Source organism: Sinorhizobium mexicanum, assembly GCF_013488225.1.
In the GTDB taxonomy this organism is placed as follows: domain Bacteria; phylum Pseudomonadota; class Alphaproteobacteria; order Rhizobiales; family Rhizobiaceae; genus Sinorhizobium; species Sinorhizobium mexicanum.
Map to the genome: position 1 here is coordinate 1,431,996 of NZ_CP041238.1, position 13,659 is coordinate 1,445,654.

The following is a 13,659-nucleotide window of genomic DNA, read 5'->3' on the forward strand; positions in this document are numbered from 1 at the left end:
TTAAGATGAGTGAAGCCCTGAACGAGCTTGCCTCCTATCTTCGCGAGACGCGCGGTGCGCTGATCGCCGATGCAGAGATCAAATTCGGCGAGCTGACCGTGACGGTCACGGTGGAACATGTCGTCGCGCTGCTGACGTTCCTGCGTGACGACGTGCAGTGTGCCTTCGTCAACCTGGTCGATGTCTGCGGTGTCGACTGGCCGCAGCGGCCGGACCGTTTCGATGTCGTCTATCACCTGCTGTCGCCGCGGCAGAACCTGCGCATCCGCGTAAAGGTTCAAACCGGCGAAGGTGAGCCTGTGCCGTCGGCGACTGCGGTCTATCCGGGCGCGGACTGGTTCGAGCGGGAAGCCTACGACATGTACGGCATTCTCTTTACCGGGCACCCGGATCTGCGCCGCATCCTGACGGACTACGGCTTCGAAGGTCATCCGTTGCGCAAGGACTTCCCGGTGACCGGTTTCGTCGAAGTGCGTTACGACGACGAGGCCAAGCGCGTCGTCTATGAGCCCGTCGAACTGAAGCAGGAATTCCGCAACTTCGATTTCCTTTCGCCATGGGAAGGGACCGAGTATGTCCTGCCCGGCGATGAGAAGGCGAAGGCACGGTAAGACTAAGTCGGCCCGTGACGATCCGTCGAGGATGTCATCCGGCCTGGAGCAATCGGTATGACCGAACATAACGTCCGCAACTTCAACATCAACTTTGGCCCTCAGCATCCGGCGGCGCACGGTGTTCTCCGCCTGGTACTCGAGCTTGATGGCGAAATCGTCGAGCGCGTCGACCCGCATATCGGGCTGTTGCATCGCGGCACCGAAAAGCTGATCGAGACCAAGACCTATCTGCAGGCTATCCCCTATTTCGACCGGCTCGATTACGTTGCGCCGATGAACCAGGAACATGCCTTCGCGCTTGCGGTGGAGCGGCTGACGGGCACGGAAGTGCCGATCCGCGGCCAGCTCATCCGTGTTCTTTATTCGGAAATCGGCCGCATCCTCTCGCATCTTCTTAACGTCACTACGCAGGCGATGGACGTCGGTGCGCTGACCCCGCCGTTGTGGGGGTTCGAAGAGCGCGAAAAGCTGATGGTCTTCTACGAACGCGCCTGCGGCGCCCGCATGCACTCGGCGTACATTCGTCCGGGCGGCGTGCACCAGGACCTGCCGCATCAGCTGGTCGAGGATATCGGCAAGTGGATCGATCCGTTCCTGAAGACCGTCGACGATATCGACGAGCTCCTCACCGGAAACCGCATCTTCAAGCAGCGCAACGTCGATATCGGCGTCGTCAAGCTGGAGGATGCCTGGGCCTGGGGCTTTTCCGGCGTCATGGTGCGCGGCTCGGGTGCCGCCTGGGACCTGCGCCGCGCGCAGCCCTATGAATGCTACTCCGACCTCGAGTTCGACATCCCGATCGGCAAGAACGGCGACTGCTACGACCGCTACCTGATCCGCATGATCGAGATGCGCCAGTCGGCGATGATTATGCGCCAGTGCGTGAACCGTCTGCTCGGCGACGCGAAGGCGGGGCCGGTCTCGTCGATGGACGGCAAGATCGTGCCGCCGAAGCGCGGCGAGATGAAGCGCTCGATGGAAGCATTGATCCACCACTTCAAGCTCTATACCGAGGGCTACCACGTGCCGGCCGGCGAGGTTTATGCCGCAGTCGAAGCGCCGAAGGGCGAATTCGGCGTCTATCTCGTCTCCGATGGTTCGAACAGGCCGTACCGGTGCAAGATTCGTGCCCCGGGCTATGCGCACTTGCAGGCCATGGACTTCATCTGTCGCGGACACCAGCTCGCCGACGTCTCGGCCGTGCTGGGCTCCCTGGATATCGTTTTTGGCGAGGTAGACCGCTGATGCGTCTGGCGCCGCTTGCCGTTCTCGGGCTTCTTGCGTTCACTTCTGCGGCTTTCGCCCAGGAGGACGTGAACAGCGCGTCGTCCGAGGCGCTGCGCGGCGGCTCCATGTCCGCGCTCCTGTCGAAGGGCTATGAGATCAAGGCCGCGGTCGCCAACGGCACGCGCTACATCGTATTTTTGCAGAAAGACCAGTCAGCCTATGCCTGCGAATTCGTCTCGGTGGCGAAATCGCGGTGCGGTTCGATTAACTGATAAGGTGTCCACTAGAATGTCCGTTCGTCGACTAGCCGAAGACACTGTCCAGCCAGCGAGCTTTGCGTTCAACAAAGAGAATGCTGCCTGGGCCAAGGCAACGATCAAGAAATATCCGAAGGGCCGCGAGCAGTCGGCGGTCATTCCCTTGCTGATGCGCGCTCAGGAGCAGGACGGCTGGGTGACGAAGGCAGCGATCGAGTCGGTCGCAGACATGCTTGGCATGCCCTATATCCGCGTTCTCGAAGTCGCGACGTTCTACACGCAGTTTCAGCTGAAACCCGTTGGGACACGTGCACATGTGCAGGTTTGCGGGACGACGCCTTGCATGCTGCGCGGCGCGGAGGACCTGATCAGGGTCTGCAAGAGCAAGATCGCCTCGGAGCCCTTCGCTCTGAACGAGAGCGGCACCCTGTCGTGGGAAGAAGTCGAGTGTCAGGGCGCCTGCGTCAACGCGCCGATGGTGATGATCTTCAAGGACACGTTCGAGGACCTGACAGCCGAGCGTCTGGAGCAGATCATCGACAGTTTCGAAGCAGGCAAGGGTACAGGGGTCACGCCCGGCCCGCAGATCGATCGCGTCTATTCTGCGCCGATTGGTGGTCCGACGACCTTGCTGACACAGGATCCGGCGAAGGAAAATAGCCCGGCACCGGCCAACCCCGGCCGGGCGAAGAAGGTTTCGAGCGAGCCGGCAGTCAGCATCCCTCCGGCGAATGCGGCAAGGGCGAAGACTGCGAGCGCCGTTACCAATCCGACATTGAAGACGCCGGTGACCGCCAGGAAAGAAGCGGCCGCCATCGCCAAGATCGAAGGCGAGACAATCGACAAGTCCAAGCCGGCCAAGCCCGCCGTCGCGGGCCGGCCGTCTCTCGAAGACAAGAACCGCCCGGCGGCTATCGAGAAGCCGGTGGCCGTCGACGATCTCAAGCTGATCTCGGGCGTCGGCCCCAAGATCGAGGCCACCCTGCACGAGATCGGTATCTTCACGTTTGCGCAGGTTGCCTCCTGGAAAAAGGCCGAGCGCGAATGGGTCGACGGGTACCTGAATTTCACGGGCCGCATCGAGCGCGATGACTGGGTCAAGCAGGCCAAGGCGCTCGCCAAGGGCGGCGAAGCCGAATACATCAAGGTTTTCGGCAAGAAGCCGCGGTAAAGAGGTGAACCATGCTAAGAGATGAAGACCGCATCTTTACCAATCTCTACGGCCTCAAGGACAAGTCCCTGAGGGGCGCCATGGCGCGCGGCCATTGGGACGGCACCAAGCAGATCCTGGAAAAGGGCCGGGACTGGATCATCAACGAAATGAAGGCGTCGGGCCTTCGCGGTCGCGGTGGCGCCGGCTTCCCGACCGGGCTGAAGTGGTCCTTCATGCCGAAGGAAAGCGACGGACGGCCGCATTATCTGGTGGTCAACGCCGACGAGTCGGAGCCCGGTACCTGCAAGGATCGTGACATCATGCGCCACGATCCGCACACGCTGATCGAAGGCTGTCTGGTCGCGAGCTTCGCCATGGGCGCCCATACCGCCTACATTTACGTGCGCGGCGAATACATCCGCGAGCGCGAGGCGCTGCAGGCGGCGATCGACGAGTGCTATGACGCGGGTCTGCTCGGCAAGAACAACAAGCACGGCTGGGACATGGACATCTTCGTCCATCACGGCGCCGGCGCCTACATCTGCGGCGAAGAAACCGCATTGCTCGAAAGCCTTGAGGGCAAGAAGGGACAGCCGCGGTTGAAGCCGCCGTTCCCGGCGAACATGGGTCTCTACGGCTGCCCGACGACCGTCAACAATGTCGAATCGATCGCGGTCGCCCCAACCATCTTGCGTCGTGGTGCCAGCTGGTTCTCCTCGATCGGCCGTCCGAACAATGTCGGCACCAAGTTGTTCATGATCTCCGGCCACGTCAACAAGCCGTGCACGGTCGAAGAGGCGATGGGTATCACGTTCCGCGAGCTGATCGAAAAGCATGCGGGCGGTATCCGCGGCGGCTGGGACAACCTCCTGGCCGTCATTCCGGGCGGTGCGTCGTGCCCGGTTGTCAAGGCGGAAGACATCATCGACTGCCCGATGGACTTCGACGGTCTGCGGGAGGTCAAGTCGTCCTTCGGCACCGCTGCCGCGATCGTCATGGACAGGTCCACCGACATCATCAAGGCGATCGCCCGCATCTCGGCATTCTTCAAGCACGAGAGCTGTGGCCAGTGCACGCCGTGCCGTGAGGGCACGGGCTGGATGTGGCGCGTGATGGAACGCATGGTGCAGGGCCGCGCGCAGAAGCGCGAGATCGACATGCTTTTCGACGTGACGAAGCAGATCGAGGGCCACACCATCTGTGCGCTCGGCGATGCGGCTGCCTGGCCGGTCCAGGGCCTCATCCGCAACTTCCGTCCGGAGATCGAAAAGCGCATCGACGAATACACACGCAACGCGACGCCATACGGCGCGGTGCTCGAAGCAGCGGAGTAACGACCGATGGCCGGGACACGTAAGGACGGAGAGAGCATGGAAAAGGCCGACGCAGTCGGTCCATTCGCGCGCTCCCTCGGCGTCGACCCGGCCGATCCGTTCGGCATGGCTGAATGGATGAAGAACATGCCGAACCTTTCGCTGGCCCCGCTGATGGCGCATCCGACGGCGGCCGTTGCGGCCGCAACGGCCCTTGGTTTCGGCCTATCGAGCCACATCGCCGGCATCATGTTCGGCGCGATGCAGGGCGCGGTCGGTGCGATGCAGAAGAGCATCCCGACGCCGGAGCAGCCAAAGGCCGCCGTGCCCAAGCCTACGGCTGCGCTAGCCAAGCGGGCGGTGCAGCAAGCCCCGGAAACCTCGCCGGCTCCCGTTGTTGTTGCGCGGTCTCCCAAGGTGTCCAAGCCGAAGGCGAAGGCGCGGGCCAAGACTGCGAAGCAGGATGCTGGCGATGACCTCAAGCGGATTTCCGGCATCGGTCCGAAGCTCGAGCAGGTCTTGAACGCCAGGGGCATTCGCCGCTTTGCCGACATGGCCGGCTGGAGCGAGGCGGACGTAGCTCGGCTGGATAAGGAACTCGGCTTCGATGGCCGCATCCTGCGTGACGACTGGGTAGGGCAAGCTAAGGCGCTCAAGGGCGCGTGATGAAGGATTAAGAGGCGATGACCCCCAGCGGCCATCGCCGGAAAGCCGCGTGGCTGTAAAGGAATTGTCTGCCGCCGAGGGGCAGGCGGACGGAAGACAGGATTGAGTGCGAAGATGGCAAAGCTGAAAGTCGACGGAAAAGAGATCGAGGTCCCGGATCATTTCACCCTGCTGCAGGCGTGTGAAGAGGCCGGTGCCGAGGTTCCGCGCTTCTGTTTCCACGAGCGGCTTTCGGTCGCCGGTAACTGCCGCATGTGTCTGGTCGAAGTGAAGGGCGGACCGCCGAAGCCGGCAGCCTCCTGCGCGATGGGCGTGCGCGATCTGCGCCCCGGCCCGAATGGCGAGGTGCCGGAAGTCTTCACGACCACGCCGATGGTCAAGAAGGCGCGCGAAGGCGTGATGGAATTTCTGCTGATCAACCATCCGCTCGACTGCCCGATCTGCGACCAGGGCGGTGAGTGCGACCTGCAGGACCAGGCCATGGCCTTCGGCATCGACTCGTCGCGCTATCAGGAAAACAAGCGCGCGGTCGAGGACAAGTACATCGGCCCGCTGGTGAAGACCGTGATGAACCGCTGCATCCACTGCACGCGCTGTGTCCGTTTCACCACGGAGGTCGCCGGCATTGCCGAGCTTGGCCTCATCGGCCGTGGCGAGGACGCCGAAATCACCACCTATCTCGAACAGGCGATGACCTCCGAGCTGCAGGGCAACGTGGTTGACCTCTGCCCGGTCGGCGCCCTGACCTCGAAGCCCTTCGCGTTCACGGCCCGTCCCTGGGAACTGAACAAGACCGAGTCGATCGATGTCATGGACGCGCTTGGCTCGGCGATTCGCGTCGACACGCGCGGTCGCGAAGTGATGCGCATCATGCCGCGCGTCAACGAGGACATCAACGAGGAGTGGATTTCCGACAAGACCCGCTTCATCTGGGATGGCCTGAAGACACAGCGCCTCGACCGTCCCTACGTCAAGAAGGATGGCCGTCTTCAGCCTGCAAGCTGGAGCGATGCGTTCCAGGCGATCAAAGCTGCTGTGGCAAACAGCTCGGGCGACAAGATCGGTGCGATCGCGGGCGACCTCGCTTCCGTCGAGGAAATGTACGCGCTGAAGGAACTTGTCGCGTCGCTCGGCTCTGAGAATATCGACTGCCGACAGGATGGTGCCGCGCTTGACCCGTCGCTCGGCCGCACCAGCTACATCTTCAACCCGACGATCCAGGGTATCGAAAGCGCCGATGCGCTGCTTATCATCGGCTCCAATCCGCGCTTCGAAGCGTCCGTGCTCAATGCACGTATCCGCAAGCGCTACCGCATGGGCAACTTCCCGATCGCGGTGATCGGCGAACAAAGCGAGTTGCGGTATGAGTATGAATATCTCGGCGCAGGGAGCGAAACGCTTGCCGAAGTTCTTTCTGGCAAGGCCAAGTTCTTCGCGACCTTGAAGAAGGCTGAGCGGCCGCTGATCATCGTCGGCCAGGGCGCGCTGGCAGGGGAGGACGGGGCAGCCGTCCTCGCCAACGCGGCAAAGCTCGCGGCCGCGGTTGGCGCGGTCGGTGCGGACTGGAATGGCTTTGCCGTTCTTCACACCGCGGCCTCGCGCGTCGGCGGTCTCGATCTCGGCTTCGTCCCCGGCAAAGGCGGCAAGTCGGCGGCGGAAATGGTCGGCAGCGCCGAAGTGCTGTTCCTGCTCGGCGCGGATGAGATTGATCTTTCGACGCGCAAAGCCGGCTTCACTGTCTATATCGGTTCGCATGGCGACAACGGTGCGCACGCGGCCGATGTTATTCTGCCGGGCGCGACCTACACGGAAAAATCCGGGACGTGGGTGAACACCGAAGGCCGGGTCCAGCTCGGTAACCGCGCGGGCTTCGCCCCGGGCGATGCGCGCGAAGACTGGGCCATCATCCGCGCGCTTTCCGATGTGCTCGGCCGGAAGTTGCCCTTTGATTCGCTTGGCGAATTGCGTGCAAAACTCTACGCAGCGCACCCGCATTTCGCGGAGATCGATGCGATCGCAGCCGGCAACAGCGATGAAATTGCCGCACTCGCGCAAAAAGCAGGTGAGATGGCAAAATCCGCGTTTGCGTCTCCGGTCAAAGACTTCTATTTGACGAACCCGATAGCGCGCGCATCCGCCGTCATGGCCGAATGCTCGGCTTTGGCACGCAACAATTTCAAAGCTGCGGCGGAATGAGCGCGAGGGAATAGAGCATCATGGACGCTTTCGTTTCGACCTATGTTTGGCCCGCGGCCATCATCATCGCCCAGTCGCTGCTGCTGCTGGTCGCGCTGCTGGTCTTCATCGCCTACGTTCTGCTGGCCGATCGCAAAATCTGGGCTGCCGTTCAGCTTCGCCGCGGCCCGAACGTCGTCGGTCCCTGGGGACTGTTCCAGTCCTTCGCCGACCTCCTGAAGTTCGTTTTCAAGGAGCCGGTCATTCCGGCGGGCGCGAACAAGACGATCTTTCTTCTTGCGCCGCTGGTCTCGGTGACGCTTGCGCTGGCTGCCTGGGCGGTCATTCCGCTCAACGCGAACTGGGTGATCGCGGACATCAACGTCGGTATCCTCTTCGTCTTCGCCATATCTTCTCTCGAAGTTTATGGCATCATCATGGGCGGCTGGGCGTCTAACTCAAAGTATCCCTTCCTCGGTGCCTTGCGTTCCGCGGCGCAGATGGTGTCCTACGAAGTCTCGATCGGCTTTGTCATCGTCACGGTTCTGCTTTGCGTCGGCTCGCTCAACCTGTCGGACATCGTCGTTGCGCAGACCGACGGTCTTGGGACGATGATCGGCCTGCCGGCTTCCTTCCTTGACTGGCATTGGCTGTCGCTCTTCCCCATGTTCATCGTGTTCTTCATCTCGGCCCTTGCCGAGACCAACCGTCCGCCGTTCGATCTGCCCGAAGCCGAATCCGAGCTCGTCGCCGGCTTCATGGTCGAATACGGCTCGACCCCGTACATGATGTTCATGCTCGGCGAATACGCGGCGATCTGCCTGATGTGCGCGCTGACGACGATCCTGTTCCTCGGCGGCTGGCTTCCCCCGCTCGACGTGTGGTTCCTGAACTGGGTCCCGGGCATCATCTGGTTCGTGCTCAAGGCCTCGTTGGTGTTCTTCATGTTCGCGATGGTCAAGGCCTTCGTGCCGCGTTATCGCTACGACCAGTTGATGCGCCTCGGCTGGAAGGTCTTCCTTCCGCTCTCGCTCGGCATGGTCGTCATCGTCGCATTCGTTTTGAAGCTGATGGGGTGGGCTTGATGTCCGCTCGAGCTTCGCTGCATACCGCCGGCGTCTCTGAGGCCGGCAACTTTGGAGGTAAATGATGGCCGGTCTTTCGCAAGCCGTCAGCTCGCTGTTCCTCAAGGAATTCGTCGGCGCGTTCTTTTTGTCCATGCGCTATTTCTTCAGGCCGAAGGCGACGGTGAACTATCCCTTCGAAAAAGGACCGGTCAGCCCGCGTTTCCGCGGCGAGCATGCGCTTCGCCGTTACCCGAACGGGGAAGAGCGTTGCATCGCCTGCAAGCTGTGCGAGGCGATCTGTCCTGCCCAGGCAATCACCATCGAGGCAGGCCCGCGCCGTAACGACGGCACGCGCCGCACGGTGCGCTACGACATCGATATGGTGAAGTGCATCTATTGCGGGTTCTGCCAGGAAGCCTGTCCGGTCGACGCCATCGTCGAAGGACCGAACTTCGAATTCGCCACCGAAACGCGCGAAGAGCTTTACTACGACAAGGAAAAGCTGCTCGCCAACGGCGACCGGTGGGAACGGGAAATCGCGCGTAACATCGCGATGGACTCGCCCTACCGCTGAGGCTATCTGCGTGACGCTGTATCGCGCCGCTTGAGGGCGGCGCTTGTGAAACAGGTATTGGGCGCTCGCCGGACCGTGTCCGGCTTTGCCCGTGGAGTGGAGGCAGGCGCCTTCACGCCGAGCAAGACGAAAAAGGCACCGATCATGGGTCTGCAGGTTCTTTTTTTCTATCTCTTTGCCTTCATTGCGGTGGCATCGGCATTCATGGTCATTGCGTCGAAGAACCCGGTTTATTCGGTTCTGTTCCTGATCCTGACCTTCTTCAACGCGGCGGGGCTCTTCCTGCTGACGGGGGCCGAGTTCCTGGCAATGATCCTGCTCGTCGTCTATGTCGGCGCGGTGGCGGTGCTGTTCCTGTTCGTGGTGATGATGCTCGACATCGATTTCGCGGAGCTGCGTGCAGGTGTGCTTGAATATGCGCCGATCGGCGCGCTGATCGGCTTGATCCTTGCGGCGGAACTCATCATCGTCGTCGGCGGAGCGGCGTTCTCGCCGGAAATCGCCAAGGGCATCGCGATGCCGATCCCGCCGGTTACCGAGCGGACCAACACGGCCGCACTCGGCGACGTTCTCTACACGCATTACATCTACTTCTTCCAGATCGCAGGGCTCGTGCTGCTCGTCGCCATGATCGGCGCCATCGTACTGACGCTGCGGCACCGCGAGAACATCAAGCGCCAGAACATTCCGCGGCAGGTTGCCCGCGCACCCGAGACCGCCGTCGAGGTGGTCACCGTCAAGCCCGGGCAGGGCATCTAATCCGGACGCGAGGTCGAGGAACTACAACATGGAAATCGGAATTTCCCACTATCTGACCGTCAGCGCCATCCTGTTCACGCTCGGCGTCTTCGGCATCTTTCTGAACCGGAAGAACGTCATCATCATCCTGATGTCGGTGGAACTCATCCTGCTCTCGGTCAACATCAACATGGTCGCCTTCTCGGCCTTCCTCAACGACATCACCGGCCAGGTCTTTGCGCTGTTCATTCTGACCGTGGCGGCCGCCGAGGCGGCCATCGGGCTTGCAATTCTCGTCGTCTTCTATCGCAACCGCGGCTCGATCGCCGTCGAAGACGTCAACATGATGAAGGGCTGATTGGGCTATGGACACCATTATCAAGGCTATCGTCTTTCTGCCTCTGATCGGCTTTCTCGTTGCTGGTCTTCTCGGCACGCAGATCGGTGCCAAGGCATCCGAATATGTGACCACCGGCCTGATGCTCGTCGCGGTCGCGCTGTCCTGGCTCGTTTTCTTCAACGTCGCGCTCGGCGAAGAGGAGATGATCAAGGTATCCGTGCTGCGCTGGATCCAGTCCGGCAGCTTCGATGTCGAATGGGCCTTCCGGGTCGACACGCTGACGGCCGTGATGTTCGTGGTCGTCAATACGGTCTCGTCGCTGGTGCACGTCTATTCGATCGGATACATGCATCATGACCCGAACCGGCCGCGCTTCTTCGCCTATCTGTCGCTCTTCACCTTCGCGATGCTGATGCTGATCACGTCGGACAACCTCTTGCAGATGTTCTTCGGCTGGGAAGGCGTGGGTCTTGCGTCCTATCTGCTGATCGGCTTCTGGTACAAGAAGCCTTCAGCGAACGCTGCGGCGATCAAGGCCTTCATCGTCAACCGCGTCGGTGACTTCGGCTTCTCGCTCGGCATCTTCCTGGTCTTCGTGCTCTTCGGTTCGATCAATCTCGAAACCGTTTTCGCCGCCGCGCAGAGCTACCTGCCGGCAGAAGGCGCGGAGGCCGGGGAAGCCGTCATCACGCTCTTCGGCATGCACCTCGACAAGGCGAATGCCGTGACGGCCGCCTGCCTGCTGCTCTTCATGGGCGCGATGGGCAAATCGGCACAGTTCCTGCTGCACACCTGGCTTCCGGACGCCATGGAAGGCCCAACGCCGGTGTCGGCCCTCATTCATGCAGCAACCATGGTCACCGCCGGTGTCTTCCTCGTCGCACGCATGTCGCCGCTGTTCGAACTCTCGCCCGATGCATTGACCGTCGTTACCCTGATCGGCGCCATCACGGCTTTCTTTGCCGCGACCGTCGGCCTGGTGCAGAACGACATCAAGCGCGTCATCGCTTACTCGACGTGCTCGCAGCTCGGCTACATGTTCGTGGCTCTGGGCGTCGGCGCCTATGGCGCTGCGATCTTCCACCTGTTCACGCATGCCTTCTTCAAGGCGCTCCTGTTCCTTGGCGCCGGTTCGGTGATCCACGCCGTCGATGGCGAGCAGGACATGCGCTACATGGGCGGCCTGCGGACGCACATCCCGGTCACCTACTGGATGATGTTCATCGGCACGATTGCGCTGACGGGCGTCGGCATTCCGGGAACCGTCTTCGGTACCGCCGGCTTCTTCTCGAAGGATGCGATCATCGAGTCGACCTTCGCCTCGCATAGTGCCGTCTCCACCTTCGCCTTCATCCTTCTGGTGATCGCCGCTCTGTTCACGAGCTTCTATTCTTGGCGCCTGACCTTCATGACGTTCCACGGCAGACCGCGGGCTTCTTCGGACGTCATGCATCACGTCCATGAATCTCCGCAGGTGATGTTGGTGCCGCTTTATATCCTGGCCGCCGGCGCGCTCGTCGCGGGCTTCCTGTTCCACGATTATTTCTTCGGCCATCACTATGTGGAGTTCTGGCAGGGCTCTCTCTTCACGCTGCCGGAAAACGAAATTCTCGAGGAATACCACCACGTTCCGCTATGGGTGCGGTGGAGCCCATTCGTCGCCATGGCGCTCGGCCTGTACACCGCCTGGTATATGTACATCCGCTCGCCGGAGACGCCGAAGTACCTCGCCAATCAGCACCGCGGTCTTTACCAGTTCCTGCTCAACAAGTGGTATTTCGACGAGCTCTACGATTTCCTCTTCGTGCGCACCGCGAAGCGTCTCGGCACGTTCCTCTGGAAGGAGGGTGACGGCCGGGTAATCGACGGCTTTGGACCGAATGGTGTTGCGGCGCGTGTCCTCGATGTGACCGATCGCGTCGTGCGGATGCAGACCGGTTACCTTTATCACTACGCGTTCGCCATGCTGATCGGCATCGCTGCGCTCGTTACATGGATGATGCTCGGGAGTTCCTTCTGATGACCGATTGGCCCGTACTTTCCGCGGTCACCTTCATGCCGCTCGTCGGCGTTCTGCTTCTCTTGCTGACAAGGGAAGACAGCGCCTACGGCCGCCGGAACATCCTGAACGTATCGCTGCTGACGACGATCTTCACCTTCGCCGTCTCGCTCTACATCTGGTATCAGTTCGACCCCGCGGATCCGGGCTTCCAGATGATTGAGAAGCGCGAGTGGCTCGGCACCGGCATCTCCTATCACCTCGGCATCGACGGCATTTCGGTGCTGTTCGTACCGCTGACCGCGCTCTTGATGCCGTTCTGCGTGCTGGCCAGCTGGCTGACGATCGAGAAGCGCCTGAAGGAATACATGATCGCGTTTCTGATCCTGGAAACGCTTATGCTCGGCGTCTTCGTCTCGCTCGACATCGTGCTCTTCTACGTCTTCTTCGAGGCGGGCCTCATTCCGATGTTCATCATCATCGGCGTGTGGGGCGGCAGGGACCGCGTCTATGCGAGCTACAAGTTCTTCCTCTACACGTTGCTGGGCTCCGTACTTATGCTGCTCGCCATCATGGCGATGTACTGGCAGGCCGGTACGACCGACATCACCGAACTGCTTGCCTACAAGTTCCCGCGGGGAATGCAGACCTGGCTTTGGCTCGCCTTCTTCGCCTCTTTCGCCGTGAAGATGCCGATGTGGCCGGTCCACACCTGGCTTCCGGACGCGCACGTCCAGGCCCCGACCGCGGGTTCGGTCATCCTGGCCGGCATCCTCCTGAAGCTCGGCGGCTACGGCTTCTTGCGCTTCTCGCTGCCGATGTTCCCGCTCGCTTCGGACTATTTCGCGCCGTTCGTCTTCACACTGTCGATCATCGCGATCATCTACACCTCGCTGGTGGCGATGATGCAGACCGATATCAAGAAGCTGATCGCCTATTCCTCGGTGGCGCACATGGGCTATGTCACCATGGGTACGTTCGCCGCCAATACGCAGGGCGTGCAGGGCGCCATCTTCCAGATGCTGTCGCACGGCGTCGTCTCGGGCGCGCTCTTCCTTTGCGTCGGCGTCGTCTATGACCGGCTGCATACCCGCGAGATCGCTGCCTATGGCGGCCTCGTCAACAACATGCCTAAATATGCGGTCGCTTTCATGGTCTTCACCATGGCGAACGTCGGACTTCCCGGCACCTCGGGCTTCATCGGCGAAGTGCTGACGCTGGTGGGCGCCTTCCGTGCCAATACGTGGGTGGCCTTCTTCGCGACCAGCGGCGTCATTCTCTCAGCCGCCTATGCCCTCTGGCTTTATCGTCGGGTGATCTTTGGCGCGCTCGAGAAGGAAAGCCTGAAGGCGCTCCTCGATCTGTCGGCACGTGAGAAGCTTATCCTCTATCCGCTGGTGATCCTGACGATCTTCTTCGGTGTCTATCCGGCACCGGTCTTCGATGCGACCGCGGCCTCCGTGGATCTGCTCGTCAACAACTACTCCGCAGCCCTGCAGGCAGCGCAAGACGTTGCGCTTTCGGTGCAATGACCAC

General features: G+C 61.4%; 13 protein-coding genes. All 13 read left to right on the plus strand.

Annotated elements, in window-relative coordinates; genetic code table 11:
- Nucleotides 1-5 precede the first annotated feature (5 nt).
- On the plus strand, nt 6-611 hold the full coding sequence (locus FKV68_RS06720; RefSeq protein WP_180940770.1) for an NADH-quinone oxidoreductase subunit C: 606 nt from the start codon (nt 6-8) through the stop codon (nt 609-611).
- A 57-nt stretch (nt 612-668) separates the two neighbouring features.
- The gene (locus FKV68_RS06725) at nt 669-1,859 is read left to right on the plus strand and encodes an NADH-quinone oxidoreductase subunit D (protein ID WP_180940771.1); all 1,191 of its coding nucleotides are present in this window, start codon (nt 669-671) and stop codon (nt 1,857-1,859) included.
- Nucleotides 1,859-2,113, plus strand: coding sequence for a hypothetical protein (locus FKV68_RS06730; protein ID WP_136504278.1), 255 nt, complete (start codon nt 1,859-1,861; stop codon nt 2,111-2,113). Before FKV68_RS06725 ends, FKV68_RS06730 begins: the two co-directional genes overlap by 1 nt.
- Before the next feature lie 16 nt (nt 2,114-2,129).
- Nucleotides 2,130-3,269, plus strand: coding sequence for an NADH-quinone oxidoreductase subunit E (locus tag FKV68_RS06735; RefSeq protein WP_180940772.1), 1,140 nt, complete (start codon nt 2,130-2,132; stop codon nt 3,267-3,269).
- Nucleotides 3,270-3,280: 11 nt separating this feature from the next.
- A complete protein-coding gene (gene nuoF / locus FKV68_RS06740) occupies nt 3,281-4,585 on the plus strand; it encodes an NADH-quinone oxidoreductase subunit NuoF (protein WP_180940773.1) in 1,305 nt (434 codons plus the stop codon).
- Between the two features lie 6 nt (nt 4,586-4,591).
- Nucleotides 4,592-5,230, plus strand: a complete 639-nt coding sequence (locus FKV68_RS06745) for an NADH:ubiquinone oxidoreductase (protein WP_180940774.1) — start codon at nt 4,592-4,594, stop codon at nt 5,228-5,230.
- A gap of 114 nt (nt 5,231-5,344) precedes the next feature.
- Nucleotides 5,345-7,426: an NADH-quinone oxidoreductase subunit NuoG gene (gene nuoG / locus FKV68_RS06750; RefSeq protein WP_180940775.1), complete on the plus strand. Its 2,082-nt coding sequence runs from the start codon at nt 5,345-5,347 to the stop codon at nt 7,424-7,426.
- Nucleotides 7,427-7,446: 20 nt separating this feature from the next.
- Entirely contained in the window at nt 7,447-8,490 is a 1,044-nt protein-coding gene (nuoH, locus tag FKV68_RS06755) for an NADH-quinone oxidoreductase subunit NuoH (RefSeq protein WP_180940776.1), read from the plus strand.
- A gap of 64 nt (nt 8,491-8,554) precedes the next feature.
- Entirely contained in the window at nt 8,555-9,046 is a 492-nt protein-coding gene (gene nuoI, locus FKV68_RS06760) for an NADH-quinone oxidoreductase subunit NuoI (RefSeq protein WP_026612510.1), read from the plus strand.
- A 144-nt stretch (nt 9,047-9,190) separates the two neighbouring features.
- On the plus strand, nt 9,191-9,805 hold the full coding sequence (locus FKV68_RS06765) for an NADH-quinone oxidoreductase subunit J (protein ID WP_180941431.1): 615 nt from the start codon (nt 9,191-9,193) through the stop codon (nt 9,803-9,805).
- 28 nt (nt 9,806-9,833) lie between these two features.
- A complete protein-coding gene (nuoK, locus tag FKV68_RS06770) occupies nt 9,834-10,142 on the plus strand; it encodes an NADH-quinone oxidoreductase subunit NuoK (RefSeq protein WP_180940777.1) in 309 nt (102 codons plus the stop codon).
- A 7-nt stretch (nt 10,143-10,149) separates the two neighbouring features.
- Nucleotides 10,150-12,144 (plus strand): NADH-quinone oxidoreductase subunit L, encoded by a 1,995-nt coding sequence (nuoL, locus tag FKV68_RS06775; RefSeq protein WP_180940778.1) that lies wholly within the window; start codon nt 10,150-10,152, stop codon nt 12,142-12,144.
- Nucleotides 12,144-13,655: an NADH-quinone oxidoreductase subunit M gene (locus FKV68_RS06780; RefSeq protein WP_180940779.1), complete on the plus strand. Its 1,512-nt coding sequence runs from the start codon at nt 12,144-12,146 to the stop codon at nt 13,653-13,655. The genes nuoL and FKV68_RS06780 overlap by 1 nt, the downstream gene beginning before the upstream one ends.
- Nucleotides 13,656-13,659 lie beyond the last annotated feature (4 nt).

Bases quoted from the DNA above. Each gene is read 5' to 3' on its own strand.
- nuoH (WP_180940776.1), top strand. From the start codon at position 7,447: ATGGACGCTTTCGTTTCGACCTATGTTTGGCCCGCGGCCATCATCATC.
- FKV68_RS06725 (WP_180940771.1), top strand. From the start codon at position 669: ATGACCGAACATAACGTCCGCAACTTCAACATCAACTTTGGCCCTCAG.
- FKV68_RS06765 (WP_180941431.1), top strand. From the start codon at position 9,191: ATGGGTCTGCAGGTTCTTTTTTTCTATCTCTTTGCCTTCATTGCGGTG.
- nuoL (WP_180940778.1), top strand. From the start codon at position 10,150: ATGGACACCATTATCAAGGCTATCGTCTTTCTGCCTCTGATCGGCTTT.
- nuoI (WP_026612510.1), top strand. From the start codon at position 8,555: ATGGCCGGTCTTTCGCAAGCCGTCAGCTCGCTGTTCCTCAAGGAATTC.
- FKV68_RS06745 (WP_180940774.1), top strand. From the start codon at position 4,592: ATGGCCGGGACACGTAAGGACGGAGAGAGCATGGAAAAGGCCGACGCA.
- nuoK (WP_180940777.1), top strand. From the start codon at position 9,834: ATGGAAATCGGAATTTCCCACTATCTGACCGTCAGCGCCATCCTGTTC.
- nuoF (WP_180940773.1), top strand. From the start codon at position 3,281: ATGCTAAGAGATGAAGACCGCATCTTTACCAATCTCTACGGCCTCAAG.
- FKV68_RS06730 (WP_136504278.1), top strand. From the start codon at position 1,859: ATGCGTCTGGCGCCGCTTGCCGTTCTCGGGCTTCTTGCGTTCACTTCT.
- FKV68_RS06720 (WP_180940770.1), top strand. From the start codon at position 6: ATGAGTGAAGCCCTGAACGAGCTTGCCTCCTATCTTCGCGAGACGCGC.
- FKV68_RS06780 (WP_180940779.1), top strand. From the start codon at position 12,144: ATGACCGATTGGCCCGTACTTTCCGCGGTCACCTTCATGCCGCTCGTC.
- nuoG (WP_180940775.1), top strand. From the start codon at position 5,345: ATGGCAAAGCTGAAAGTCGACGGAAAAGAGATCGAGGTCCCGGATCAT.
- FKV68_RS06735 (WP_180940772.1), top strand. From the start codon at position 2,130: ATGTCCGTTCGTCGACTAGCCGAAGACACTGTCCAGCCAGCGAGCTTT.